Genomic DNA, 26,309 nt, shown 5'->3' with positions numbered 1-26,309 from the left:
GGCCGTGCGGTCTTGACGCGATGTCCTGCTTTGACGCGCTGTGGAAGACGCTTGCTGACAGGGGGCGGGTCGCTTAACGCTGTGGCGCGGTTGCTGCGCTGGTGCAGGGACCTACCAAAGCCCAACGACCGGAGCACTGCATGAAACAGGTTCAAGATTACATCCGTACCATTGTCGACTTCCCCCATGAAGGGATCATGTTTCGCGATGTGACCACGCTTTTCGCCGACCCGCGCGGGTTTCGTATGGCGATTGACCAGATGCTGCACCCCTACGCCGGTATCGATATCGACAAAGTGGTCGGGCTTGAGGCACGCGGGTTTATTCTGGGCGGCGCAATTGCGCACCAGCTGTCGGTGGGGTTCGTGCCGATCCGCAAAAAGGGCAAGCTGCCCGGTCGCACCATCTCTCAGGATTATAAGCTTGAATACGGCGAGGCGATTGTCGAATTGCACGAGGACGCGATCAAACCCGGTGAGAAGGTTCTGGTCGTCGATGATCTGCTCGCCACTGGCGGCACCGCCGAGGCGGGGATCAAGCTGATCCAGCGTTTGGGCGGCGAGATCGTGTCCTGCGCCTTTATCATCGACCTGCCAGAACTTGGCGGGCGTAAGCGGCTGGAAGCCATGGGGATGGAAGTCAACGCGCTTTGCGCATTCGACGGGGCCTGAACGGCCCTGCCTAAAGGTTTACGCCGGCGCGGGGAACATCGCGCCGGGGTTCATGATCCCTTTGGGGTCTAAGGCCGCCTTGATCGCGTGCAGCGCCGACAGCTTCGCGGGATCGCTATAGCGTTCGAGGTCTTTGACCTTGAGCCGCCCGATGCCGTGTTCCGCACTGATAGAGCCGCCCAATTCATGCACCAGATCGTGGATCGCCGTCTTGATCGCGCCACGGTCGTCCAGATGGTCCTCGCGGCTGCGCCCCTGCACGGGGAAGACATTATAGTGCAGGTTGCCGTCGCCCACATGACCGAAACAGTTGATCCTGAAGTCCCCAAGTGCCGTGACTTTTTCGCCCGCCCGAATGATAAACTCAGGCAGCGCCCCCAAGGGCACCGAGATATCGTGGCTGGAGATCGACCCGATCTGGCGGTTGGCGTGGGGCATCATCTCGCGGACGGCCCAGAAATCTTCGGCCTGCTGCTGGCTTTGCGCGATCAGCCCGTCGGTGACCAGATCCGCCTCAAAGGCGGCGGCGAACAGCGTTTCAAGCGATGCCATCGGGTCCAGTTCACCGCTGAGCCCCAATTCGATCAGCACGCTCCATTCAGGGGGTGTGTCGAAGGGCTGGCGCAGCTCGGGCATCTTTTCGGTCAGGAAATCCAGCCCGACGCCATTCATGATTTCAAATGCACTGATCATCTCGCCCAACTGGCTGCGCGCCAACGACAGCAGCTTCAGCGCGGCCGCCGGAGAGTTCACGACCAGCAGCGCCGTTCCCGTCTTGGCCGGACGCGGAAAGAGTTTCAGCGCGGCGGCTGTGATGACGCCAAGCGTGCCCTCGGCCCCGACCAGCAAATGACGCAAGTCGTAGCCGGTGTTGTTCTTGCGCAGTCGGGTCAGCCCGTTCCAGATTTGACCATCGGGCAGCACCGCCTCGAGGCCCAGACACAGATCGCGGGCGTTGCCATAGCGCAGCACGCCGGTACCTCCTGCGTTTGTCGCCAGATTGCCCCCGATGCGGGCAGAACCCTGCGCTGCGAGCGTCAAGGGGAACAGGCGGTCGGCGGCTTCGGCGGCGGCTTGCACGTCTGACAGGATCATCCCCGCTTCGGCCACCAGCACGTTCTCATCAGGGTACACCGCGCGGAGTTTATTCATGCGCTCCAGCGAAAGGATCAGCGGTGCGGGGCCGGTTTCGGCCACCTGCCCCCCGACCAATCCGGTGCCCCCGCCGTACGGGATCACACCAACCCGCGCCACATTGGCATGGCGGATCAGGGTTGCGACCTCTTCGACAGTGCGCGGCAGCGCTAGCACTGCGGATTTCCCCGCATAGAGCCCGCGTGGTTCTTCCAGATACCGAGGTTCGACCTCGCGGAACACGTCGGGCGACAGATCGGCACGCAACGCGGCCTCGAATGCGGGATCAGCGGGGTTCAATGTCATGCCCTATTGATCGCGCCAAGCGAGGCGAGATGCAAGCGGCTTTGGCGGGGACCGATTAATGCAAGATTGGCGGCTTTGACGGATCAGAACCAGGAGCCTCCATCCGCGGGGTTTTTTCCAGCGGGTCCATCTGCGGCAGATCAAAGCGCAGCCCGACTTTTGACAGTTTTTCGACCGTCGGATCAGACGGCGCAAAGAACCCCACGTCCATTGCCCCTGCGTCGATCCCCGAAAACGTCAGCGCCTCGGATGCGGCACGCACCAGCGCGTCTTGGGCCCGCGGGATTGCCCCGACAAAGCCCAGCAAATGCCCATGCCCGCCGCCGGTATATTCGACCCCGACCAACCAAGCCCCTGCGGCCATGCCCGTGGCGGTCGCCAGCTTGGCATCAATCGCGGCGATCAGCGTTTCGGGCAAGCCGGTCGGCGGCAAGACGCGATCAATGCGGGCCTCGACCTCTCCGGCTTGGTGGGCGAGCGTTTCGCGCAGCCATGCCACCGCGCTGTCGGGCAACAGGATCGCCGACGGGGCCACATCAAGGTTGACCGCCATGCCAAGCGGCTGCCCGTCCAGCATCCCTGCTATCGCACGCCCCGACAGCGCCACATAGGGCGCGGGCTGGCCCACATGGGCCGCCAGACGTTCGATCCGATCAAAGACCAACACATAGGCGTCATCCAGCAGAACGGGGCTGATCTGATCGGCCGCGGGTTCGTCTTCGAGCAGCAGGAACAGTTCCACGTCGGCCATGCGTTCATAGAACCGCAGGCGGGCGGCGTCATCGCTTTCGTCGGCCATCATGGCGGCATGGGCGATATCCAGCGGAGTCGCGTCAGTCATCCAGTACATTCCTTACAGCAGCGCGGAGCCGGGGAAGCACCTCTTCCTCGAACCACGGATTTTTCTTGAGCCAACCGGTATTGCGCCACGACGGATGAGGCAAGGCAAAGACGCCGTTTCGGTGGTTTTGCCATTCGGCGACCGCGCGGGTGACGGTGGTGAACCCGGGCAAGTGATAGCGCATGGCATAGGCCCCGATCAACACGGTCAGCCGCACATCGGGCACGGTGGCCAGCGCCCCTGCCCGCCACGTTTTCGCGCAGACGGGGGGCGGCGGCAGGTCGCTGCCTTTGGCATCATAGCCCGGAAAGCAGAATGCCATCGGGATGATCGCCACGCGGCTGCGGTCATAAAACGTCGCCTCGTCCACGCCCAGCCAATCGCGCAAGCGTTTGCCAGAGGCGTCCCAGAACGGGGTATTCGCCTCGTGGACCCGCAACCCCGGTGCCTGCGAGGCAATCAACATCCGCGCGCCAGGCTGGAACCACACGACCGGATTGGGCCGATGCGCCGTCGCCGTCGCGGCAAAGCGGTCGGCGCACAGGGTACATTGGCTCAGTTGCGGGCGGATATCTGTCATGCGCCTAGACCTAAGGGGTGGGTCGCCGGTTTCAACCGGGGCCTCGCACGGACGGTTGCGGCGCGCGCAGGCGGCAGCGTTCACGGCGCCTTGTCGACAATGGCCTACCTTTGCGGCGTGCCCTTTGCTTTGGCTCCTTGTAAATATGGTCTCATCTACGACATAATATAGTCAAAATAGTGGGCTAGACACCGCACAAGCCTCGGGAAACAGGGCGCGATATACCCACAACAGCACCAATCGGAGCAGGCATGCTGGAATTTGACAACGTATCCAAGTCCTTTTGGACTGGCACGCAACACAAGGTCATTCTGGACCATGTGTCCTTTCGTGTGGATTTGGGTCATTCCCTTGGCATCCTCGCCCCCAATGGCACCGGTAAGACGACCCTTATCAATATGATGGCGGGGCTGGAAAAACCGGACGAAGGCGAAATCAGACGGGGCTGCAACATCAGCTTTCCATTGGGGTTTATGGGCGGCGTCATCAACAAGATCTCTGCCATGGAAAACGCCCGCTATATTGCGCGGCTCTATGGCTTGGACCCTGATTACGTCGAAAGTTTTTGCCGCTGGCTGTGCGGTTTGGGTGAATATTTTGACCAGCCGGTCGGGACATATTCCGCCGGTATGAAATCACGGTTTTCGTTTTCACTGCTGCTTGCGCTTGATTTCGACATCTATTTGATCGACGAAGGCATGCCGAGCACCACAGATGTTGAATTCAACCGCAAGGCGGGCGAAATTCTGCAAGAGCGTCTGCAAACGACGACGATCATCATCGTGTCGCACCAAGCCGAGACGTTGGAACAATTCGCGCGGTCCGCTGCTGTACTACTTGGCGGAAAGCTTCATATCTTCGACACCTTGGAAGAGGCCAAACAGCTTTATGACTACGAAACCCAAGGCTAGAAAATTCCGCATCAAACGCGCGGCCCCTGCGGCAGCCCCGCAAGGCACCGAAACGCCCAAGGCGACTTCGGCCACGTCTTCTGACGTTCCGCCTGCGGCGGGCGCTGCGCAGGACAACGCCTCAGAACCTGTCAACAGCGCCCGAGCGACGGCGGCCTCCCCCGCGTCTGCGCCACCACGTTCCACCCCGTCGCCGGCTCCGCGCAGCGGAGAGGTTGCTTCCGCAGACGAAGTCAGCGGCGAGCAGGACATTGACGCGATCCGTCGCGAAGGGCTGACCGGCCGCCAGTTGCGGATGGCACGGCGCGTGGCCCAGAAACACGGGCTTGCGCCGACCTCGGATTTTGATGCGGTACGTCTATTGCGCGATCAGGGTATTGATCCGTTCCAACGTTCCAACATGCTGGAGCTCGTCGTCCCGCAAGATCAGAAATCCACGGGTACGGCCCTGTCCAAGAACCGAATTCAACTGCCGCAAACGGTACCTGCAGGGGGGCGTAATGTTCCCTCGACCGACGTTAATCCGATGGAACGCCGGATGCGCGAAATTTCGGATATCCAGCGCGACATTACCAAACGCCGCCGCCGCAAGATGGCGCTTTTGGCGGTGCGGCTGGCGTTTTTCGTCGGGCTACCCACACTGATGGGAGGCTATTATTTCTATAAAATCGCCACGCCAATGTATGCGACCGACAGCCAGTTCCTGATCATTCAGAACGAGGGCACCGGCGGGCTTGGCCCGCTTGGCGGGCTGTTGCCGACGCAATTCGCCAACTCTGCCGACAGTATCGCGACGCAAAGCTACCTGCAGTCCAAAGACGCTATGCTGCGCCTGGACCGCGACGTCGGCTTTATGCAGCATTTCTCTGATCCCGAGATTGACCCGATCCAGCGGATGCACCCCGACGCGTCAAACGAGGAAGCCTATAAATTCTACAAGGACAACGTTAAAATCGGCTACGACCCTACCGAAGGGATGATCCGGATGGAGGTCATCGCCGCCGATCCGGCAGTCGCCACTGATTTCTCTCAGCACCTGCTCGACTACGCCGAGGAACGCGTGAACGCCCTGTCGCAACAAAAGCGCGAAGACGGTATGCGCGACGCGCGCGAGGCCTATGAACAGACTGTCGCCAAACGCCGCGAGGCGCAGGAGGCGCTGATCAAGCTGCAAGTTGAAAATGGCGTCGATCCGCAGGCTGTTATTGCGTCGCTCCGCGGGCAGATCACCAACTACGAAACACTGCTGTTGGAAAAAGAGCTTGAGCTTGCTGCCCTGCTCGACAACCCGCGCCCCAACCGCGCCAAGGTGGACGGTGCCCAAGGCGACGTGCGCCGGCTTGGCGCCCAGCTGGACCGCTTGAACCAGCGTATGAACAGCGCCACAGAGGGTACGAACTCTCTTGCGCAACAGGCCGTCAGCTTGCAACTGGCGCAGGCCGATTTGGCCGCCGCAGACGCAGCACTTCAGGCATCGCTCACACAGATGGAACAAGCCCGCACCGAAGCCAGCCGTCAGGTGCGCTATCTGACTGTTGCGGTGCGCCCTGTCGCATCGCAATCCGCCACATATCCGCGCAAGTTCGAGAACACGATTTTGACATTTCTGATCTTTGCGGGCATCTACCTCATGCTGTCGCTGACCTCCTCTATTCTGAAAGAACAGGTAACAAAATGACCCAAGTCACCGTTGGAAATGTCGTTATCGGGAATGATCGCCCGCTGACGGTGATCGCAGGCCCTTGCCAGTTGGAAAGCGAAACCCACGCCCAGATGATTGCCGGCCAGATGAAAGAGGCCTGCGACGCCGTCGGCGCGCAGTTCGTGTTCAAGGCCAGCTATGACAAGGCCAACCGGACCTCGCTTGGCGGCAAACGCGGGCTTGGCATCGACGAAGGTCTGGCCGTGTTGCAGTCTGTGGGCAAGTCCATCGGCGTGCCGGTTCTGACGGATGTTCACACCGAAGCCCAATGTGCCATCGCCGCCGAAGCAGTGGACATCCTGCAAATCCCCGCCTTCCTGTGCCGCCAAACCGATATGCTGCTAGCCGCTGGCAATACGGGCAAGGTCGTCAATGTGAAGAAAGGCCAGTTTCTGGCCCCGTGGGACATGCCCAATGTCGTCGCCAAGATTGAATCTACCGGCAACAAGCGCATCTTGCTCACAGAACGCGGCACCTCTTTTGGGTACAACACGCTGGTCGCCGACATGCGCAGCCTGCCCCAAATGGCGCAGACCGGATACCCTGTCGTGATGGATGCGACGCATTCGGTCCAGCAACCCGGTGGGCAAGGCGGTTCGAGCGGCGGACAACGCGAATTTGCACCAGTCATGGCACGCGCTGCTGTGGCGATTGGTGTAGGTGCGGTGTTCATCGAGACCCACGAAGACCCCGACAATGCGCCGTCGGACGGGCCCAACATGATCTATCTGGATCAGATGCCAGCCCTTATCGCATCGCTGATGAAATTCGACGCGCTCGCCAAGGAATACCCCCTAAACTTCTAAGGGGGCATCCTGCCAATACTCAGACTTTCGCGGCGTTTCCGAATGCCGCGATCAGCCCCGCGTCCTTGACCCCCGGCGCGCTTTCCACACCGGACGACACATCGACTTGCCGCGCGCCGGTCATACGCGCCGCCTCTGCCACGTTGTCGGGCGTCAGGCCACCTGCCAGCATCCACGGCTTATCCCATGTGCGGTCCGCGACCAGACGCCAGTCAAACGACAGCCCGTTGCCACCGGGCAATGCAGCCCCTTTGGGCGGTTTGGCATCAATCAAGATCTGGTCCGCGACAGCCATATAGACATCGATCTGCGGCAGGTCATCGGCATCCGCGACCCCTACAGCTTTCATCACCGGCAGCCCATAGCGCGCCTTGACCTCGGCCACGCGTTCAGGCGATTCCTTGCCATGCAGCTGTAGCATGTCGATGGGGACAGAGGCGGTCAACGCATCGAGAAAGGCATCATCCGCATTCACCGTCAGCGCGACCTTGCACAGCCTCATAGGGACCTCTACTGCCAGCACCGCGGCTTGTTCGATCGTGACGTGGCGCGGGGATTTTTCGAAAAAGACGAACCCGGCATAACGCGCACCGGCGGCAGCCGCCGCGGCAATATCCTGCGTGCTGCGTAAGCCGCAGAATTTCACATGCAAATTTTGGGTCATCGAATGGTTCCTGCGCTAAGGGGCATAGGCCCGCTTAGCTTGCTTGATCCAGCAACGCCAGAACCTCGTCTTGGTCCTGATACTTCTCGCCCTTCAACCGTGCGACTTCACGCTCCAACCGGCGCATTTCGCGGGCCTGACGGGCGGCTTCAGCACGTTGGCCGTATTCACGAATCCATTCCCAGACAAAACCGACAAGAAGGCCGGCGATGATGCTGCCCAGAATAACAATGAACAGCGGCACCTGGATTTCAGGGTTCATTGCGAACCAGCCCGAAACCTCGGTCGGCAGCAATTTCAGCGACACCATAGACCGGTTGGCCAAGGCGACCGCGATCAGTGCAATGGCGAAGACTGCGATGCAGAGGTAGCGAACATAGCGCATTAGGAATTCCCGTTTAAACGATCTCTAAGCAGTTTACCGGTCTTGAAGAACGGCACGTGCTTTTCTTCTACATGAACCGTTTCCCCAGTACGAGGGTTCCGTCCCACGCGCGCGTCACGTTTTTTGACCGAAAAAGCACCAAAGCCGCGCAGCTCGACACGGTCCCCGGCGGCCATCGCGCCGGTGATCTCTTCAAAGATGGTATTCACGATCCGCTCAACGTCGCGCTGATAGAGATGGGGATTGTCATCGGCAATCTTCTGGATCAGTTCTGACCGGATCATTTAACGTCCTCCGAGGTGCGCAATTTATGTCTTAACTAGAGGGGACTATAGCAAACCAAACGCGTTCGTGAAGTCATCCAAATTTCTATTATCGTGATTAAACGGCGGGAAGTCGCTGTTTTGCAGTCATTTTTTGGCCATAATTCACACCGGCACCCGGAATGGCGCGGCCAGCCGCCCTCGCCCGCCCCAATGCACCCCCTTGCGATTCGGAACGAAAAAGGGCCCCGCAGTCTGCACTGCGAGGCCCGAGATTGTGTGCGATAAGCGCTAAGGCTTATTCGTCGCCCTTCAGAGCGGCACCCAGGATATCACCCAAGGATGCGCCGGAGTCAGAGGAGCCATACTGCTCGACTGCTTCTTTCTCTTCTGCGATTTCGCGTGCTTTGATCGAGACGCCCAGACGGTGCGCTTTCGCGTCCACGTTGGTGATGCGTACGTCGACCTTGTCACCAACCGAGAAACGCTCGGGGCGTTGTTCGGCACGGTCACGCGACAGATCGGAGCGACGGATGAAGGCTTTCATACCTTCGTATTCGACTTCGATGCCACCTTCTTCGATGGAGGTCACGGACACAGTCACAACGGAACCGCGCTTCACGCCGCCCACTGCTTCTGCGAACTTGTCGCCGCCCACACCTTTGATCGACAGGCTGATGCGTTCTTTTTCAACGTCGACTTCGGAAACAACGGCCTGAACCGTGTCACCTTTACGGTAGTCTTGGATCGCTTCTTCGCCGCGCTGGTCCCAGCTCAGGTCGGACAGGTGAACCATACCGTCGATGTCGCCTGGCAAGCCAACAAACAGACCGAATTCGGTGATGTTTTTGACTTCGCCTTCGACTTCGGTGCCTTCTGGGTGTGTTTCAGCGAACACTTCCCATGGGTTGCGCATGGTCTGTTTCAAACCAAGGGAAACGCGACGCTTGGCGCCATCGATTTCCAGAACCATGACTTCGACTTCTTGGCTGGTGGAAACGATCTTGCCGGGGTGTACGTTCTTTTTGGTCCAAGACATTTCGGACACGTGAACCAGACCTTCAACGCCTGGCTCCAGCTCAACAAATGCACCGTAATCGGTGATGTTGGTGACGCGGCCAGTGTGCGTGGATTCCAGCGGGTACTTGGCTTGAACCAGATCCCATGGATCTTCTTGCAGCTGTTTCATACCCAAGGAGATGCGGTGCGTCTCTTTGTTGATCTTGATGACCTGAACCTTGATGGTTTCGCCGATCGCCAGGATCTCGGATGGGTGGTTCACACGACGCCATGCCATGTCTGTGACGTGCAGCAAGCCGTCAACGCCGCCCAGATCAACGAACGCACCGTATTCGGTGATGTTCTTGACCACACCATCAACTTCCTGACCTTCGGTCAGGTTGCCGATCACTTCGGCACGCTGTTCGGCACGGGATTCTTCAAGGATTGCACGACGCGATACAACGATGTTGCCACGACGACGGTCCATTTTCAGAACTTGGAACGGCTGCTTCAGACCCATCAGAGGGCCGGCATCACGCACGGGGCGCACGTCAACTTGGGAACCGGGAAGGAAGGCAACAGCGCCGCCCAGATCAACGGTAAAGCCACCTTTAACACGGCCAAAGATCGCGCCTTCAACGCGCTCTTCTGCGGCATAGGCTTTTTCCAGACGGTCCCAAGCTTCTTCGCGACGCGCCATCTCACGGGAGATAACAGCTTCGCCGCGCGAGTTTTCAACCTGACGCAGGAACACTTCGACTTCGTCGCCGACTTCCACTTTCGGAGCTTCGCCAGGCTCGGCAAATTCTTTCAGCTCGACGCGGCCTTCCATCTTGTAGCCGACGTCGATAATGGCTTGGCCCGCTTCGATCGCGATAACCTTGCCTTTGACAACTGAGCCCTCTGCGGGCGTGTCCATTTCAAAGCTTTCTTCCAAAAGTGCTTCGAAGTCTTCCATTGAGTTCATAGCCATGTAGCTTGATTTTCCTTTAGCATTTGGTTTCTGGCCGCGCGGTTGTCTCCGCCGGTCTGTGGTTAAAGTTGTCATCCACGATGGGATTCGATCCGCAAAACAAAGAGGGCCGGATGAAATCGACCCTGCCTGATATACTGCGCCCGAAACGTGTATCCGCCCCTTAGACAGTCGCGCGTATAGTCCCGTTTTTTAGCAAACGCAAGGGCTGGCACCCTTTATAGCCTGCGTATGCGGGGGGATATGACGTGCGAAAAGGCAGACCGCAGCCTGCCCTCTCGTGATCCGTCATGCGCCGTGACGCTTAGGCTTCGGTCGGGCCGCCCGCGTCTTTCCAGCCGGGGAAACCACCAATGTTGGTGACATTGCTAAAGCCCATGTCGTGTAGGGTCTTGCCCGACAACGCGGCTTGGCCGCCCGCCCCGCAAATCAAATAGATTTCCGCGTCTTTCTTGAAGATCGGGTTATACATCTCTTCTTTGTTCGCATCGGCGCGGAATTCGATCATGCCACGCGGCACGCGGTGTGCGCCCTTGATTGTGCCGCTTTTGGCGATGTCACCAGAGTCGCGCACATCAATGAAGATGCCTTCGCCCTTGGCGTGTTTCGCAATCGCATCTTTAGCGTCCATCTTGGGGACAACGGCATTGGCAGCGTCGAGATAATCTTGAGCGGTCTTCATAATCAGCACCTCTTGTTAATTCATGTCGCGCCGAGCTTAGCGCTAAGCACGTCTTGGACCAACGTTAAACGCCGCCATTCGTTCCAGCGCGCTCAAACACCCTGCCGCGCTGCCACCAGTGCAATTGCGCGCGCCACGGCCGTTTCGATATCCATTGTCGACGTGTCCATCAGTTCGGCATCCTCGGCGGGCTTTAATGGTGCCTCGGCGCGGGTGCTGTCGCGCGCGTCGCGGGCCTGAACATCGGCCAAAACCCCTTCGAGTGTGACCTCTGCCCCTTTGGCGCTTAGCTCGACAAAGCGGCGCTGCGCGCGCACCTCTGGTGTGGCGGTGATGAACAGCTTTACCGGCGCATCGGGGCAGATCACGGTGCCGATGTCACGCCCGTCCAGAACCGCGCCCCCTGCCCGCATGGCAAAGCTGCGCTGGAAATCGACCAAGGCGGCACGCACAGCGGGAATTGCAGCGGCGAGGCTTGCAGCCTCTGCCACAGCGTTGGTGCGCAGCTGGTCATTCTCGAGGTCATCGGCCTGCAAGGTCAGCGCGGCCTCTTCGGCGGTCATGCCGTCCAGCACCTTGGCCCCGACGGCACGGTACAGCAGGCCGGTATCCAGATGCGCAAAGCCGAAATGTGCAGCGACGGCGCGCCCTACGGTGCCCTTGCCCGCCGCAGCTGGCCCGTCAATCGCAACGGTAAATCCCAGCATTATGCCTCCCCCTGTGTCACATTCGCACCAAGACGTTTCATCAGCGGCTCGAAGATCGGGAAGGACGTGGTGATGGGTGCCCCGTCATCCACACTGACGGGCGACGCCGCGGCCATGCCAAGGATCATGAAAGACATTGCAATCCGGTGGTCCAGCTGGCTGGCACAGGTCGCACCGCCCGGCACGTTCCCGTGCCCCCGTCCGGTTACCGCCCACCAATCAGGGCCCTCGTCCACTTCGATCCCGTTGGCGCGCAGCCCCTTGGCCATCGCATCGATCCGGTCGCTTTCCTTGACGCGCAGCTCTTTGACGCCGCGCATCATCGTTTGGCCCTGCGCAAAGGAGGCGACGACAGACAGCACCGGATATTCGTCAATCATCGACGCTGCGCGGGCTGGTGGCACCTCGATGCCTTTCAGATCGGGCGAAAACTTTGCCCGCAGATCAGCAACAGGCTCACCGCCCTCGGTCCGTTCATTCTCATAGGTCAGGTCGGCCCCCATTTCGCGCAATGTGGTGAACAGCCCTGCCCGCGTCGGGTTCAACCCGATGCCTGGCACCAGCACATCCGACCCCGGCACAATCAACGCGGCACAGACAGGAAACGCAGCCGAGGACGGATCGCGCGGGACATCGACATGCTGCGCTTGCAGTTCTGGCTGGCCGGTCAGAGTGATCACACGGCCCTCGTCGGTGTCTTCGACTGTGATTTCAGCGCCAAAGCCCGCCAACATGCGCTCGGTATGGTCGCGCGTGGCCTCGGCCTCGATCACGACAGTCTTGCCTGGGGCGTTCAGGCCCGCCAGCAACACGGCAGATTTTACCTGCGCCGACGGGACCGGAACAGTGTAACGTACAGGCACCGGGTCAGCGGCCCCCACGATGGTCATCGGCAAACGCCCGCCTTTGCGGCCCACGGCTTGCGTGCCAAACAGCGCTAGCGGGTCCGTGACCCGCGCCATGGGGCGACCGTTCAGGCTTGCGTCGCCGGTAAATGTCGCGCTGATCGGGGATGTTGCCATCGACCCCATGATCAACCGTACCCCCGTGCCGGAGTTGCCGCAGTCGATCACCCCGTCAGGTTCAGCAAAACCGCCAACGCCGACGCCGCGCACCGACCAGTTGCCGCCGCCCATATTGGTGACTTCTGCGCCGAAGGCCTGCATCGCCTTGGCTGTGTCCAGCACGTCATCACCTTCAAGCAGACCGCTGATGGTGGTTTCCCCCACACACATCGCGCCCAAAATCAGGGAACGGTGCGAGATCGACTTGTCGCCGGGCACCTCGGCCACGCCGGACAGCGGGCCGCAAGCGGTAGAGGTCATCGGGACGGGCGTGGCTTGGCTGGACATGGAGAACCCTCAAAAAACTTCCTGAAAGTCCGTCTTAAACCAGCGATCCCGTGCCGTCCATTGCCCGCGTCGGGGCAGCCTGCCTGCCGCTTAGATCTTGCGGAAGGTCAGGTAATGCGGCACGCGTCCCTCGCGCAGGGCTTTTTGTTCGTAGCGCGTGGAAATCCAATCGCCCCACGGTTCTTTCCAGTCGCCGGGGCGTTCGGCCAGCCATTCGAACCCGTGGCGCGGCACCTGTTCAAGCGTCTGGCGCACATAGTCCTCAATATCCGTCGCGACACGGAAAATCGCACCGGGCTTGAGCACCTTCACCAGCGGTTCAAGGTGTTCAGGCGTCACGAACCGGCGCCGGTGATGGCGGGTCTTGGGCCAAGGATCGGGATAGAGCAGAAAAGCGCGGTCAATCGACGCCTCGGGCAGCACGTCAAAGATATCGCGCGCATCGCCGGGGTGGATCGCCACATTGTCGACCCCCGCGCGGCGGATCTTGCCCAACAGCATCGCGACCCCGTTGATATAGGGTTCGCAGCCGATGATACCCACGTCGGGGTTTTGGGCGGCCTGATGCACCATATGTTCACCACCGCCAAAGCCGATCTCGAGCCAGACAGGTTTGCCATCAAACAAAGTCGGCAGATCCAGCGGTGTGCGGTCAGGGTTCGCATCCCAATCGACGGGACCGGGGGACAGCGCCTCTAGGTCCTCTTCGATATAGCCTTTCTGGCTTGGCTTAAGCGATTTGCCTTTAAGGCGACCGTAGAAATTGCGGCGGGGGCGTTCTGGATGTGTCATGGCGCTGGCTTTAGCCTGCGATGGCTACGGGCGCAACATTCCGCGTGATCCCCCGACGCAAAAGCCCGTCTTGCTGACGGCTTTGCGATGATCCCGACACGGATCAAAGGGTTCCTGACCAAGAGCATCAGCCATATCTCTATCGGCAAGCGCCCCGGCTTGGGCGCGCCGCACCCCCTTTGGGCGCACCCCGCCAAAGCGAAAGGGCAGCCCACGGGCTGCCCTTTCGCGTCCAATACCGCGCTTGCTTACAGTGCGGCTTTCAGTGCATCGACCAGATCGGTCTTTTCCCAGCTGAACCCGCCGTCCGCTTCGGGCGCGCGGCCAAAGTGGCCATAGGCAGCTGTGCGTTCATAGATCGGCTTGTTCAGCTCCAGATGCTCGCGGATGCCCCGTGGGGTCAGGTCGATGATCTGGCGGATCGCTTTTTCAATCGCGGCATCCGACACATCGGCGTCGCCGCCATAGGTGTCGCAATAGATCGACAAGGGCTTTGATACGCCGATCGCATAGCTCAGCTGGATCGTGCATTTCTCTGCCAGACCCGCGGCGACGACGTTCTTGGCCAGATAGCGCGCGACATAGGCAGCAGAGCGGTCAACCTTTGTCGGATCTTTGCCCGAGAACGCGCCGCCCCCGTGCGGTGCCGCACCGCCATAGGTATCCACGATGATCTTGCGACCGGTCAGGCCGGCATCACCGTCAGGACCGCCAATCACGAATGTCCCCGTCGGGTTCACCCACCATTCGGTGTCCGGTGTGATCCAGCCTTCGGGCAGGACTTGGGTGATATAAGGTTCGACAATATCGCGAATATCGGCGCTGGTCTGGCCCGCGTCGGCGTGCTGCGTCGACAGCACGATAGAGGACACGCCAACAGGTTTGCCGTCTTCATAGCGCACGGAAAGCTGGCTTTTCGCGTCAGGGCGCAGCGTCGGCTCGGTGCCGTCTTTGCGCACCTCGGCCAGACGGCGCAGGATCGCATGGGCATAGTGTATCGGCGCCGGCATCAGCTCTGGCGTTTCAGTGGTGGCGAAACCGAACATGATGCCCTGATCGCCTGCCCCTTCTTCCTTGTCGCCCGACGCGTCCACACCCTGCGCAATATGCGCCGACTGGGGGTGCAGCAGGTTGGTGATCTCGCAGGTGGCGTGGTGGAATTCGTCCTGCTCGTACCCGATATCCTTGATGCACTTACGGGCGATGCCGTCGATCTTGCCAAGGTATTCGTCCAATTTGGACTTGTTTGACAGGCCCACTTCGCCGCCGATGATCACCCGATTGGTTGTGGCAAAAGTCTCGGCTGCCACCCGCGCTTCGGGCTCTTCGGTGAGAAAGGCGTCAAGTACTGCGTCGGAAATCCGGTCGCAGACCTTATCCGGGTGGCCCTCGGAAACGGATTCCGAAGTGAACGTATAATTCTTGCGGGACATTTAGTGCTCCAATAGGTTTCATAGCCACGTCAGGAAGCCGTTGTGGCCGATTAGCGGGGCTTAGCTATGCCTGCCCCTGTGGTCAAACTTTAAGTTGCGACGTTTGCGCAGGATAACAAGGGCAAATCCTGCCAAAGTGATGAAAAGAAACGGCCATTCGCCCCACCTGCTATAGGGTGTCGCAGGGCGTGGGCCGGGCAAACGTGCATCCAGAAAGCCGGCTTGGTTCAAGGCAAGGCTTTTCGTGATGCGGCCCCATGGATCAATCATCGCCGACACGCCGGTATTGGCGACGCGCGCCATGGGCAGACCCTGCTCTATCGCGCGCATCCGCGCTTGGGCCAAGTGCTGCAATGGCCCCTGCCCCTTGCCAAACCACGCATCATTGGTCAGCTGCATCAGAAACGCCGGACGCGCCGGTGCCGCGTTGACGTCGCGGGCGAACACGGCCTCGTAGCAGATCAACGGCAGCGCGGCACCCAGATCCCCCAGATCCATTAGCTCTGCGCCCGGACCAGAGGAAAAGCCGCTGCCAAACTGTGCCGCCATGCCGCGCAGTCCTATCCGACCCAGAATGTCGCCAAAGGGGATGTATTCGCCAAAGGGCACCAGATGGTGTTTGTCATAGATCTGAACCACCTCTGCATCGGGGCCAAGCAGCACAGCCGAGTTGTAATAGGCCATGTCGTCGCGCCGCTGCACCCCCAGCACCACGGGCGTACCGGCTGCGGCTTCGCTGATATAGGTCAACGCGCCATGGGCCAGATCCAACGGCCACGCGATGGCGGTTTCGGACCAAAGGATCAGATCAGGGGCCGCATCCCCTTGCGCCGGAGCGGCGCTGGTCAAAGCGAGCTGACGATCAAAGAACTCCGGAATCTTGGCGGGATCCCACTTGTCTTTCTGCGCCGCGTTGGGCTGCACCATGCGGATCATATGCTGGGTCAAAACGGCATCTGGACCGCCGAACGGGACGGTCAAAGCCAGCACAGTGCATACGCGCGCGCCCCAGACAGCAGCCTGACGCAGCACGGATCCACCGGCGCGCTGCACCACGGCCACGGCTAGCGCGACAACCGCAAGTGTCATCCCGTAGGGGCCGATCAGTGCCAGCCCCTGCCCCGGCCATACGTTAACCAAGGATTGCGAGAACATGCCCCAAGGGAAGCCAGTAAACAGATACCCGCGCAGCATTTCTGCGGCGGGCAGCACGAAGATCAGCGGCCAAACCTGCGCGGACAACCTGCGCGCGCCATAGAACGCCGCTGCCCAGAACAGCGCCAAGCCGCCGGTCAGCCCGACTACGGCAAACGGGGCCATCCAGGCGTAGCGTTCGGGATCAACCATGAAGGGCGACACCAGCCATGACCAGCCGTGGATGAAATACCCAAAGCCAAAACCCCAGCCGATCGCAGCCGCTTGGCGCGACGTTGCAATGCGGCGGTAGATCAGCAGCACCGCTGCGAGGGCGGCCAGCAAAACCAGCGGCAGATCATACGGGGCCTGCCCAAAGGCCGCGGCAACGCCGGCAAGCACCGCTGCCCCGAACCGCATCCAAGCGGCACTGCGCAGTGTCATCAGTGAGATCCGGCCATACGCACACGCAACCGCTTGATCCGGCGGGGATCCGCATCGATGACCTCGAATTCGGGGCCGTCGGGGTGCACAACCACTTCGCCGCGCGCCGGTACCCGACCCGACAGCATAAAGACCAACCCGCCAAGCGTATCGATTTCCTCTTCGTCCACATCGTCGTGGTCGGTCAACGAACGTCCGATCTCTGCCTCGAAATCATCCAGCGGCGTTTTGGCCAGCGCAAGGTAGCAGCCCGGTTTTTCAACGGTCCAGTATTTCCCTTCGTCGACGTCATGTTCGTCTTCGATCTCGCCGATCACCTGTTCGATGAGGTCTTCGATCGTGACCAGCCCGTCGACGCCGCCATATTCGTCAATCACCAACGCCATGTGACGCCGTTCCGCCTGCATCTTGGTCAGCAGCACGCCAATGGTCATTGATGGCGGTACAAACAACAAGGGACGGAGCATCGCCTTCAGATCAAACTCGGCGGATCTGCCATTAAAACCGTGGGTCAGCGCCAGGTCCTTGAGGTGGGCCATACCAACGGGCGTATCGAGCGTCCCGTCGTAAACCGGCAACCGCGTCAGGCCGCTCTCTTTGAACACGCCCACCAATTCATCCAGCGTCGAGCCGACGGGTATGGCGGTGATATCCGCCTTGGGCACCGCAACGTCTTCGACCCGCATCCGGCGCAGGTTCATCATGCCGCGCGTGGAAAGCCGGTCGGTCTGAGCCGCAGTCATTTCCTCCTCTTCCTCGGGGTCTGACGCGCTGAGTGCACCCATGACCCGGGAAAAGAAGCCACCGGATTTAGGGGTATCTTCGGTTTCTTCAGCCTCGGAGGCCAGTTTTATGTCTTCCAACTGCGCGCTTTGCGCCGCCTCAGATGATCCGTCTGTATCGCCCATCGGGTCCTGTCTTTATGTGGTTAGGCAGGCAGTTGCGCTGCGTCGTCTCTATATGGGTCATCCAACCCTAATTTACCAAGTATTTCTACCTCTAACCGTTCCATCAGGGCCGCATCCCCGTCCCGTTCGTGGTCATAGCCCAACAAATGGAGCACTCCGTGAACGATCAAATGGGTCACATGATCAACCATCGGCTTGCCTGCGGCCTCTGCCTCGGCGTGGCAGGTATCATATGAAATCGCGATATCGCCGAGTTCCAGCATATTGTCGAACCCCGGCGTGACCGGCAGCGGTATATCGCCATCCTGCGCGGCACCGCGTTCTTCCGCGGGCCAGCTCAGTACATTGGTCGGCGTGGGTTTGTCGCGGAAATCAGCATTCAGCGTGGCAATATGCGCGTCGTCACAGGCCAGCACAGTGACCTCGGCGGCGCTGGCCTCCAGCGACAGATGCGCCAGCGTGGCCGATATCGCACGCGGGCACAGCGTCTCTAGGTCCAAATCGGCCCAACGCGGATCTTCCTCGATTACGTCCAGCGCCTGCATCAGCGCCGCACCGGGGGCCAGCCCCCGGCCCCCCGGAGTTTATTTGGCAAAATGAAGCAGCCGGGCATTACGCGTGGCCCGTATCTGCTTCGTAGGCTTCGATGATCGCGGCAACTAGCGGGTGACGCACCACGTCTTTGGACGTGAAGTAATTAAAGCTGATCTTGGGGATCGTCTTGAGCAGCCGTTCCGCGTCTTGCAGCCCCGACGGCACGCCGCGTGGCAAGTCGATCTGGGTCCGGTCGCCTGTAATCACCATACGCGACCCTTCGCCCAAACGGGTCAGGAACATCTTCATCTGCATAGAGGTCGCGTTCTGCGCCTCGTCCAATACAACAAAAGCATTCGAAAGGGTCCGCCCGCGCATAAAGGCCAGCGGTGCGATCTCGATCTTTTTCTCTTCGATCAGCTTTGCCAGCTGTTTGCCGGGCAAGAAATCGTTCAGCGCATCATAGAGCGGCTGCATGTAGGGATCGACCTTGTCCTTCATATCGCCCGGCAGATAGCCAAGTTTTTCGCCTGCTTCGACCGCGGGGCGCGACAGGATAATGCGATCAACATGGCCGCCAATGAACATCGACACGCCCACAGCCACGGCCAGATAGGTTTTGCCCGTGCCGGCGGGCCCGATGCCAAAGGCTAGTTCATTGTCAAACAGCGATTGCACATAGGCCTTTTGTGCCGCGGTGCGGGGTTCGACCCGTTTCTTGCGGGTCTGGATTTCGACGCCGCCAAGATTGGGCATCTCGATCTGGTCGCCCGGACGTACGCCTGTCCCTGCCGCGGAATCACCCATGCGCAACAGGCTGGTGACATCCGCAGGTTCGACGCTGCGTCCGCCTTCAAGCCGGGCATATAGCCCGTTCAGCACCGCCACGGCACGCGTTGTCGCATCATCTTCGCCGATCACCGACAGCTGGTTGCCTCGGCGCACAATCTGCACCTCGAGCGCCGTTTCCACGGCGGTCAGATTGGCGTCATAAGGGCCGCACAGGTCGATCAGCAGCCGGTTATCCGGAAATTCAAGCTGCTGCGCGTTAGAGGCGGGAGGTGTCATTGTATCACTAGATGGCAAAGCGTTTTCCTAATTGGAGATGTCTTTGGATTAATATGGGACCCGTTTTCAAACTGTGTACCCCTTGGCACCGACAAAAAAGGGCCGGAGCGTAAAACGCGCCGGCCCGATCCTATGTGCAGGAGTTGTCTCAAGATCAGTTTGGATCTCGGACGCGCGAACCGCCTTTGAAATCACCCGCCGTATAGGTCGGCTGCGCCACACCAGAGCAAACCGGCTTGCCGTATTTGTCCAAGCGCTGGCTCAGGTAGCCTTCGACGCCATCGTCGATGATCCAGTGGTCGCAGCCATTGGGGTCGACCCAGATACCGGCCTGAAGCTGGCTCAGGTGCTTTTTGTCGAAACCGCGGTCAACGGATTTATCGGCGGGGTAGCCCCGGCCTTCGTAGTCAGCGCAAGCACCCAGTGTCAGGGCGCAGGCGGTGACCATCATAATCTTAGCTTTCATCACGTTACTGTCCCCTTAGCGAATGCAGATGATTTCGACGCGGCGGTTCTTGGCCATACCGCCCGATGTGCCGTTGGACGCTGCTGGCATCCGCTCGCCGTAGCCGCGAACATCCGCGATGCGGGCCCCCGACTGCTGTGCGATACTGGCGACAGCATTGGCACGGTTCAGCGACAGCTTCATGTTATAGGCATCCGACGCACGGCTGTCGGTGTGACCGCTGACGATATAGGACACTGCACCTGTCGACTTGAAGAATTCAGCCAGACGCGCGCGGCCCTGCGGGTGCACGCGGTAGCTGTCAGTCTTGAAAAACTGGTCCGTATCCATCACGCCGCAGACGTTCCCCCGGCGGCAGACCGGAATACCCTGACGTGTGACATGCGGTGTCATGTAGCCTTCGGCACCGTCATCCATGACCCAGTGTTCGCACCCGTCGGGATCAACCCAGATCGTTGGAATATACTGGCCCTTGTCGCGGCCCTGTTGAGATCTTGTTTGTGCATCGGCAGCAGATGCCTGAAGCACGAATGTCGCGGCGATCATGGTGCCCGCAAACAGCCGTAGCCCCTTGGAAATTGTATTGAACACAGCCCTCGTCCTTTTCTTCTGTCCCCCAGTCGGAAAACCCAGAGATACCCCAGGCACCACGGTCGTCCGCTATATGTTGTAAGATTAGGAGGTAAACGAGGCTCTGTGAAGCGCGAATGCGGCCATATTTACTATATTACTGCCACACTTACGCCATTTACCCGAGATTGCAGCCGTTTTGGTCTACAATCTTTGCGGGCAAAGCGCGGCTTGCGACACTTAAATCTGCCGTGCGGTCAGTGAATTGGTTTTGGCATCAACGATTCTGACGCGGACCACATCGCCGATATTGGCCTGCGCATCGTCAATATGCACAGAATGGAGGTATTCTGATTTACCCACCATTTGCCCTACCTCGCGGCCGGTTTTTTCCACCAGTACAGACAGGTCACGGCCGACCATGCTGTTCTGGATCTCGCGCTGTTGGCCGGTGATCAACCCTTGCAGACGTTGCAGGCGCGCGTCGGCGATGGCGGCCTCTACCTGCGGGCGTTCAGCGGCGGGGGTGCCCGGGCGGGTCGAGTATTTGAACGAATAAGCATATCCGTATTTGACCTCGCGGACGAGCTGCATCGTGGCCTCGAAATCCGCGTCTGTCTCTTCGGGGAAGCCGACGATGAAATCGCCCGACATCACGATATCGGGCCGTGCGGCACGGATGCGTTCGATCAGCCGCAGATAGCTTTCGGCGGTGTGGCTGCGGTTCATCCGCTTGAGGATACGATCGGACCCCGATTGAACGGGCAGGTGCAAATAGGGCATCAGCTTGTCGATCTCGCCATGTGCCGCGATCAGCGCGTCGTCCATGTCGTTGGGGTGGCTGGTGGTATAGCGGATCCGTTCCAGCCCGTCGATCTTGGCCAACTCTTGGATCAGGCGGGCAAGCGTGTAATCCGCGCCCTCTGCGCCCACGCCGTGATAGGCGTTGACGTTCTGACCCAGCAAAGTGACTTCGCGCACGCCGCGTTCTACCAGTTCGCGCGCTTCGGTCAGCACACGGGTTGCAGGGCGCGAGACTTCGGCACCGCGGGTATAGGGCACCACGCAGAAGGCGCAGAACTTGTCGCACCCTTCTTGCACGGTCAGAAATGCAGAGGGTGCGCGTTTCGCCTTGCCGCGGCCCTTGAGCTTTTCGAATTTGTCTTCTTCGGGGAAATCCGTATCTAGCGCAGTCTTGCCGGACCGCACGCGGGCTTCCATGGCGGGGAGCCGGTGATAGGATTGCGGCCCGACGACCAGATCAACAGCCGGTTGACGGCGCATGATCTCTGCCCCTTCGGCCTGCGCCACGCAACCGGTCACGCCGATTTTCAGATTGGGGTTCAGCTCTTTCAGCGGCTTCAGGCGGCCCAGCTCGGAATAGACTTTTTCAGCCGCTTTTTCCCGGATGTGACAGGTGTTCAGCAGGATCATATCCGCATCGGCAGCGGTCTTTGTCTCGACGTAAGTATCGCCCAGAGACTCGGCCATACGTTCACTGTCGTAGACGTTCATCTGGCAACCGTAGGTCTTGATGAACAGCTTTTTTGGCGCGGTCATGGCAGGGTCCGTTGATCAAAGGTGCAAAAGCGCGGTCTAACAGTGCCAGCGTTCTCTTGCAATGCGTCCCGATTTGACAGATTTAGGACAAAGCGCAGTTTCCACCGGGGTGTCATGCAATATCGTAGTCTTGACCATTTCATCAGCGACAGCAAAACCGTGCTGAGCAAGGGCCCCATCGCCTTGATCATGGTCGAAGACGCCATAGAGATCGAGACAACGCTGCGCCATCACCAGCAGCTTGGGTTCGGCACGTTGGTTGCCTTTATGCCCCCCAGCTTTGCACTGGCCCGCGATGTGGCCGAAAGCAAAGGCGTGCTGCGGGTAGATTACGACATGGACCGCGAAGGCGCGATCGAAGATGCGGTGAACGCCGTGATCGAGGCCGCGCCGGGGCAATGGCTGTATGTCTGCTATAACGCGGAATACCTGTTCTACCCCTTCTGCGAGACGCGCACCGTGGGCGAGATGCTGGCGTTTCACACCGAAGAGCGCCGCGATGCGATGTTGGCCTATGTTGTCGACCTCTACGCAGATGATCTTGAGGCGGCACCCAACGCCGTGTCCTTGGACAATGCCCTTATGGATCGGTCCGGCTATTACGCGCTGGCCCGTCAAGAGACGCCTGACACCGCCCCCAAAGAGCGGCAGTTGGATTTCTTTGGCGGATTACGGTGGCGCTTTGAGGAACACGTGCCAGCGGCGCGGCGCAAGATCGACCGCATTTCCCTGTTCCGCGCCAAACCCGGCTTGCAGATGCTTGGCGATCACACGTTCTCGGATCAGGAATACAACACCTACGCCTGCCCGTGGCATCACAATATCACAGCCTCCGTTTGCTCGTTCCGCACGGCCAAGGCGCTCAAGTCCAATCCGGGCAGCACGGGCAGCATTGCAACCTTCAAATGGCACAACTCTGCGCCGTTTGAATGGCATTCACGGCAGCTGCTGGATCTGGGTCTGATGGAACCGGGACAATGGTTCTAGCGCGGTGCAGTTGGTGAAATACGCCCGCGCCCGATTGGCAGCCGCGGCCTAAACCTTGCGGCGCAGACGGATCACCACATCGACCGATGCGATCTCGGCCCCTTCGGGGGCGTCAGGCAGCTGCGCGATCACAAGCTGATCAGAGGGGGCATCGGACAGACGCGCCTCGTCCTCCCAGAAGAAATGGGGGTGATCATGGGTGTTGGTATCGAAATAGCTTTTGGACCCGTCAACCGTGACTTCCTGCATCAGCCCCGCATCGCAAAAGGCGCGCAGGGTATTGTAGACGGTTGCCAGCGACACGGCATCGCCCTGCCCCTTGGCTGCGTCAAACAGGCTTTCGGCGGTGACATGGCGGTGCTGACCGTCGCCCACCAACAGATGCGCCAGCGTCATGCGCTGCCGCGTGGGGCGCAGGCCCGCTTTGGCAAGCCACTCAGAACTGATCTGCTGTGTTGTTTGGGTCATTGGCTATAGGTACCTCTCATGTCCTATATATAAAGGGCAAAGCCTGCGGTTTTCAAACGGAAATCCCGAAACACCTGCCAACGCCGCCCTGCGCCGTGGCGTAAATGCGATCTGCCTGCGCCCTTGCGGGCCTGCGGTGCGCAATGCTAAACCTGCCGGGACTTGAAATTCAGCCCTCAGGAGCCGCGATATTATGGCCGACTACCCCACCAGCTTTGACAAAGAAGCCCTGCTCAAATGCGCCCGTGGCGAGCTTTTCGGCGAAGGCAACGCACAGCTGCCCGCCCCGCCGATGCTGATGATGGACCGTATTACAGACGTATCCGCTGATGGCGGTGCCCACGGCAAAGGGCACATCACGGCCGAATTCGACATCACGCCTGACCTGTGGTTCTTTGACTGCCACTTCCCCGGCAACCCGATCATGCCCGGCTGTCTTGGCCTTGATGGCCTGTGGCAGCTGACCGGCTTTAACCTTGGCTGGCGCGGCTGGCAGGGGCGCGGCTATGCGCTTGGCGTCGGCGAAGTGAAACTGACCGGTATGGTACGCCCTGACCGCAAGTTGCTGACCTACAAGATCGACTTTACCAAAGCGATCCAGACCCGTCGCCTGACCATGGGCGTTGCCGATGGCATCGTCGAAGCTGACGGCGAAGTGATCTATCAGGTCAAAGACATGAAGGTCGCGCTGAGCGAGAGCTGAGCGGACTTCCGAGCATCTTGCTGATCATCCAGACAGACTGATGACTTGATTTGTCGCCCCATAGGCGGCAAACGGGAAACGAACGTGCGGCCCCGCAACACGCGCGGGCCGCGCAGCATCAAGAGGGCACCCGCCCCACACAGATCAAGGGAGTGCAGCCCATGCGCCGCGTCGTTGTCACAGGATTGGGAATTGTCTCGTCCATCGGAAACAATGCAGAAGAAGTTCTGGCATCGCTTAAAGACGGGACCAGCGGCATCGTCGCCAGCCCCGAAATGACAGAGCACGGCTTTCGCAGCCGCGTTGCAGGGACGCTCAAGATTGATGTGGCCGACCACATCGACAAACGCGCGCTGCGCTTCATGGGCGGCGGCGCGGCCTATGCCTATATCGCGATGCAGCAAGCGATCGCGGACGCCGGCCTGAGCGAAGACCAGGTCAGCAACCCGCGCACCGGCCTTGTGGCGGGCTCCGGCGGGCCGTCGACCTCGGCGCTGTTCACCGCGCATAATGTCGTGCGCGACACCGGCGCGACCAAGCGTATCGGGCCGTTCGCCGTGCCAAAATGCATGTCGTCCACCGTCAGCGCGAACCTGTCGACTGCTTTCAAGATCAAAGGCATCAACTATTCGATCACCTCGGCCTGCTCTACTTCGCTGCATTGCATCGGTAACGCGGCCGAACAGATCATGTTGGGCAAGCAAGACGTGATGTTCGCAGGCGGCGGCGAAGAACTGGACTGGACGCTGTCGTGCCTGTTCGACGCCATGGGCGCGATGAGCAGCAAATATAACGACGCCCCCGAAACCGCGAGCCGCGCCTTTGACGCCAACCGCGACGGGTTCGTGATTTCGGGCGGCGGCGGCATGCTGGTGCTCGAAGAGCTTGAGCACGCCAAGGCCCGTGGTGCCACCATCTATGCCGAAGTTACCGGCTATGCGGCGACATCCGATGGGCACGACATGGTAGCCCCCTCTGGCGAGGGTGGCGAACGCGCCATGCGTCTGGCGCTGGAAACCCTGCCCGAGGGCCGCAAGGTCGGCTATATCAACGCGCATGGCACATCCACACCCGTCGGCGATGTCGGCGAAATCGAAGCGGTCCGCCGCGTCTTTGGCCAAGGCAGCACGCCACCCGTCAGCTCGACCAAATCGATGACCGGCCACGCCCAAGGGGCCGCCGGCGCACTAGAGGCAGTGTTCTGCCTGTTGATGCTGAAACATGACTTTATCACGAAATCCATCAACGTCGTTGATCTGGACCCGAAACTGGACCCCTCCGAAATCGCGCTGGAGCGCGTGGACAATGCCGGTCTAGATTCGGTGATGACCAACTCCTTTGGGTTCGGCGGCACCAACGGATCAATGATCCTTTCCAAGTTCCAAGAGTAAGGGCAGCAAATGTCAGAAATGCTTAAAGGAAAACGCGGCCTGATCATGGGTGTCGCGAATGAACGTTCCATCGCTTGGGGCATTGCCAAGGCGATGGCCGGGGCCGGTGCGGAACTGGCGTTCACCTATCAGGGGGAAGCCTTTGGCTCGCGTCTTAAACCGCTGGCTGAAAGCGTCGGGTCTGACTTTATGGTCGATGTCGATGTGACCGACGATGTCTCGCTTGATGCCGCGTTTGACCAACTGGGCGCGCGTTGGCCCACGATCGATTTCGTCGTCCACGCCATCGCGTTTTCCGACAAGTCAGAGCTGACGGGCCGTTTCCTGAACACCAGCCGCGAGAACTTTAAAAACTCGATGGATATCTCGGCCTATTCCTTCATCGAGGTCGCACGGCGGGCGCATCCGCTGATGGTCGAGAATGGCGGCACGCTGCTGACGCTGACCTACATGGGGTCAAATCGTGTAACGCCCAACTACAACGTAATGGGCGTAGCCAAAGCCGCACTGGAAAGCGCCACGCGCTATCTGGCGAATGATCTGGGGCCCGAAGGCATCCGCGTCAACGCAATCAGCCCCGGCCCGATGAAAACGCTCGCTGGTGCCGCGATTGGCGGGGCGCGCAAGACCTATAAGCACACCGACATGAACGCCCCCTTGCGGTCCAACGCGACGCTGGAAGCCGTTGGCGGGACAGCGGTCTATCTGGCCTCTGATGCCGGTGCCTGCACCACGGGCGAGATCATCCGCGTTGATGGTGGGTTCCATGTACTGGGAATGCCGCAGGCGGATAACCTGTAAGCACACTGCAGATACGATACTGGCGATCCGGGGCTCTGCCACAAAGTTCTATTTCCGGGGCTCTGCCCCGG

28 protein-coding genes and 1 riboswitch are annotated in these 26,309 nt (G+C 60.1%); of the genes, 8 read left to right on the top strand and 20 right to left on the bottom strand.

Translation table 11 applies throughout. The features are described from left to right. Positions 1-140: 140 nt before the first annotated feature. On the top strand, positions 141-671 hold the full coding sequence (locus E5180_RS01295; RefSeq protein ID WP_138922804.1) for an adenine phosphoribosyltransferase: 531 nt from the start codon (positions 141-143) through the stop codon (positions 669-671). A gap of 18 nt (positions 672-689) precedes the next feature. Here E5180_RS01295 and E5180_RS01290 read toward each other — a convergent pair whose 3' ends face one another. The 3 genes from E5180_RS01290 to E5180_RS01280 are packed head-to-tail and all read right to left on the bottom strand — an operon-like array spanning position 690 to position 3,532. Beyond that, complete coding sequence (locus E5180_RS01290) at positions 690-2,111, bottom strand: FAD-binding oxidoreductase (protein ID WP_138922803.1); 1,422 nt, start codon at positions 2,109-2,111, stop codon at positions 690-692. A 55-nt stretch (positions 2,112-2,166) separates the two neighbouring features. Then, positions 2,167-2,952 carry an SseB family protein gene (locus E5180_RS01285; protein WP_138922802.1) on the bottom strand — a complete coding sequence of 262 codons (786 nt, stop codon included), beginning with the start codon at positions 2,950-2,952 and terminating at the stop codon, positions 2,167-2,169. Then, on the bottom strand, positions 2,945-3,532 hold the full coding sequence (locus E5180_RS01280; RefSeq protein WP_138922801.1) for a uracil-DNA glycosylase family protein: 588 nt from the start codon (positions 3,530-3,532) through the stop codon (positions 2,945-2,947). The genes E5180_RS01285 and E5180_RS01280 overlap by 8 nt, the downstream gene beginning before the upstream one ends. 251 nt (positions 3,533-3,783) lie before the next feature. Between E5180_RS01280 and E5180_RS01275 the strand changes: the two genes are divergently transcribed. Genes E5180_RS01275 through kdsA form a run of 3 tightly spaced genes read left to right on the top strand, consistent with a single transcriptional unit; the run spans position 3,784 to position 6,951 of the window. After that, positions 3,784-4,443: an ABC transporter ATP-binding protein gene (locus E5180_RS01275; RefSeq protein WP_093733574.1), complete on the top strand. Its 660-nt coding sequence runs from the start codon at positions 3,784-3,786 to the stop codon at positions 4,441-4,443. Further along, on the top strand, positions 4,421-6,121 hold the full coding sequence (locus tag E5180_RS01270) for a capsule biosynthesis protein (RefSeq protein ID WP_138922800.1): 1,701 nt from the start codon (positions 4,421-4,423) through the stop codon (positions 6,119-6,121). The genes E5180_RS01275 and E5180_RS01270 overlap by 23 nt, the downstream gene beginning before the upstream one ends. Further along, the gene (kdsA, locus tag E5180_RS01265) at positions 6,118-6,951 is read left to right on the top strand and encodes a 3-deoxy-8-phosphooctulonate synthase (RefSeq protein WP_138922799.1); all 834 of its coding nucleotides are present in this window, start codon (positions 6,118-6,120) and stop codon (positions 6,949-6,951) included. The genes E5180_RS01270 and kdsA overlap by 4 nt, the downstream gene beginning before the upstream one ends. Before the next feature lie 19 nt (positions 6,952-6,970). Here kdsA and E5180_RS01260 read toward each other — a convergent pair whose 3' ends face one another. The 16 genes from E5180_RS01260 to miaB form a co-directional block, all read right to left on the bottom strand. Beyond that, positions 6,971-7,615 carry a phosphoribosylanthranilate isomerase gene (locus E5180_RS01260; RefSeq protein WP_138922798.1) on the bottom strand — a complete coding sequence of 215 codons (645 nt, stop codon included), beginning with the start codon at positions 7,613-7,615 and terminating at the stop codon, positions 6,971-6,973. A 34-nt stretch (positions 7,616-7,649) separates the two neighbouring features. Next, positions 7,650-8,000, bottom strand: coding sequence for a LapA family protein (locus E5180_RS01255; RefSeq protein ID WP_093733570.1), 351 nt, complete (start codon positions 7,998-8,000; stop codon positions 7,650-7,652). Further along, positions 8,000-8,284 carry an integration host factor subunit beta gene (gene ihfB / locus E5180_RS01250; RefSeq protein ID WP_093733569.1) on the bottom strand — a complete coding sequence of 95 codons (285 nt, stop codon included), beginning with the start codon at positions 8,282-8,284 and terminating at the stop codon, positions 8,000-8,002. Before ihfB ends, E5180_RS01255 begins: the two co-directional genes overlap by 1 nt. A 277-nt stretch (positions 8,285-8,561) precedes the next feature. Beyond that, positions 8,562-10,238 carry a 30S ribosomal protein S1 gene (gene rpsA / locus E5180_RS01245; RefSeq protein ID WP_237271345.1) on the bottom strand — a complete coding sequence of 559 codons (1,677 nt, stop codon included), beginning with the start codon at positions 10,236-10,238 and terminating at the stop codon, positions 8,562-8,564. Between the two features lie 304 nt (positions 10,239-10,542). Beyond that, positions 10,543-10,920, bottom strand: a complete 378-nt coding sequence (locus E5180_RS01240) for a rhodanese-like domain-containing protein (RefSeq protein WP_138922797.1) — start codon at positions 10,918-10,920, stop codon at positions 10,543-10,545. A 92-nt stretch (positions 10,921-11,012) separates the two neighbouring features. Beyond that, positions 11,013-11,627, bottom strand: a complete 615-nt coding sequence (locus tag E5180_RS01235) for a (d)CMP kinase (protein ID WP_138922796.1) — start codon at positions 11,625-11,627, stop codon at positions 11,013-11,015. Then, positions 11,627-12,979 carry a 3-phosphoshikimate 1-carboxyvinyltransferase gene (gene aroA, locus E5180_RS01230; RefSeq protein ID WP_138922795.1) on the bottom strand — a complete coding sequence of 451 codons (1,353 nt, stop codon included), beginning with the start codon at positions 12,977-12,979 and terminating at the stop codon, positions 11,627-11,629. Before aroA ends, E5180_RS01235 begins: the two co-directional genes overlap by 1 nt. Before the next feature lie 90 nt (positions 12,980-13,069). Further along, positions 13,070-13,771, bottom strand: a complete 702-nt coding sequence (gene trmB / locus E5180_RS01225; protein WP_138922794.1) for a tRNA (guanosine(46)-N7)-methyltransferase TrmB — start codon at positions 13,769-13,771, stop codon at positions 13,070-13,072. Between the two features lie 248 nt (positions 13,772-14,019). Continuing rightward, entirely contained in the window at positions 14,020-15,204 is a 1,185-nt protein-coding gene (metK, locus tag E5180_RS01220) for a methionine adenosyltransferase (protein WP_138922793.1), read from the bottom strand. 4 nt (positions 15,205-15,208) lie between these two features. Further along, positions 15,209-15,256, bottom strand: a riboswitch (SAM-SAH riboswitch). Between the two features lie 8 nt (positions 15,257-15,264). Continuing rightward, on the bottom strand, positions 15,265-16,782 hold the full coding sequence (gene lnt, locus E5180_RS01215; protein ID WP_138922792.1) for an apolipoprotein N-acyltransferase: 1,518 nt from the start codon (positions 16,780-16,782) through the stop codon (positions 15,265-15,267). After that, positions 16,782-17,690, bottom strand: a complete 909-nt coding sequence (locus E5180_RS01210) for a hemolysin family protein (RefSeq protein ID WP_138922791.1) — start codon at positions 17,688-17,690, stop codon at positions 16,782-16,784. The genes lnt and E5180_RS01210 overlap by 1 nt, the downstream gene beginning before the upstream one ends. A gap of 20 nt (positions 17,691-17,710) precedes the next feature. Then, complete coding sequence (gene ybeY, locus E5180_RS01205) at positions 17,711-18,235, bottom strand: rRNA maturation RNase YbeY (RefSeq protein WP_138922790.1); 525 nt, start codon at positions 18,233-18,235, stop codon at positions 17,711-17,713. A 67-nt stretch (positions 18,236-18,302) separates the two neighbouring features. Beyond that, entirely contained in the window at positions 18,303-19,292 is a 990-nt protein-coding gene (locus tag E5180_RS01200) for a PhoH family protein (protein WP_138922789.1), read from the bottom strand. Positions 19,293-19,446: 154 nt separating this feature from the next. Next, the gene (locus E5180_RS01195) at positions 19,447-19,758 is read right to left on the bottom strand and encodes a hypothetical protein (protein ID WP_093733558.1); all 312 of its coding nucleotides are present in this window, start codon (positions 19,756-19,758) and stop codon (positions 19,447-19,449) included. A 15-nt stretch (positions 19,759-19,773) separates the two neighbouring features. Next, entirely contained in the window at positions 19,774-20,304 is a 531-nt protein-coding gene (locus E5180_RS01190; RefSeq protein ID WP_441351454.1) for an OmpA family protein, read from the bottom strand. A gap of 264 nt (positions 20,305-20,568) precedes the next feature. Beyond that, the gene (gene miaB / locus E5180_RS01185; RefSeq protein WP_138922787.1) at positions 20,569-21,888 is read right to left on the bottom strand and encodes a tRNA (N6-isopentenyl adenosine(37)-C2)-methylthiotransferase MiaB; all 1,320 of its coding nucleotides are present in this window, start codon (positions 21,886-21,888) and stop codon (positions 20,569-20,571) included. Between the two features lie 114 nt (positions 21,889-22,002). Between miaB and E5180_RS01180 the strand changes: the two genes are divergently transcribed. After that, positions 22,003-22,875, top strand: a complete 873-nt coding sequence (locus E5180_RS01180) for a glycosyltransferase family 2 protein (protein WP_138922786.1) — start codon at positions 22,003-22,005, stop codon at positions 22,873-22,875. Positions 22,876-22,923: 48 nt separating this feature from the next. Here the strand turns inward: E5180_RS01180 and irrA are convergent, their stop codons facing one another. Beyond that, the gene (irrA, locus tag E5180_RS01175) at positions 22,924-23,343 is read right to left on the bottom strand and encodes an iron response transcriptional regulator IrrA (RefSeq protein WP_093733554.1); all 420 of its coding nucleotides are present in this window, start codon (positions 23,341-23,343) and stop codon (positions 22,924-22,926) included. A 193-nt stretch (positions 23,344-23,536) separates the two neighbouring features. Here irrA and fabA point away from each other — a divergent pair, with 193 nt between their 5' ends. The 3 genes from fabA to E5180_RS01160 all read left to right on the top strand — a co-directional run bounded on the left by fabA (position 23,537) and on the right by E5180_RS01160 (position 26,238). After that, positions 23,537-24,046: a bifunctional 3-hydroxydecanoyl-ACP dehydratase/trans-2-decenoyl-ACP isomerase gene (gene fabA / locus E5180_RS01170; protein ID WP_093733553.1), complete on the top strand. Its 510-nt coding sequence runs from the start codon at positions 23,537-23,539 to the stop codon at positions 24,044-24,046. Between the two features lie 161 nt (positions 24,047-24,207). Next, a complete protein-coding gene (gene fabB / locus E5180_RS01165) occupies positions 24,208-25,437 on the top strand; it encodes a beta-ketoacyl-ACP synthase I (protein ID WP_138922785.1) in 1,230 nt (409 codons plus the stop codon). A gap of 9 nt (positions 25,438-25,446) precedes the next feature. Further along, positions 25,447-26,238 (top strand): enoyl-ACP reductase FabI, encoded by a 792-nt coding sequence (locus E5180_RS01160; RefSeq protein WP_138922784.1) that lies wholly within the window; start codon positions 25,447-25,449, stop codon positions 26,236-26,238. The last annotated feature ends 71 nt before the right edge of the window (positions 26,239-26,309 follow it).

The sequence above is a fragment of the Sulfitobacter sp. BSw21498 genome, assembly GCF_006064855.1.
Taxonomy (GTDB): Bacteria; Pseudomonadota; Alphaproteobacteria; order Rhodobacterales; family Rhodobacteraceae; genus Sulfitobacter.
This window is presented reverse-complemented; position numbering and strand designations above follow the sequence as displayed.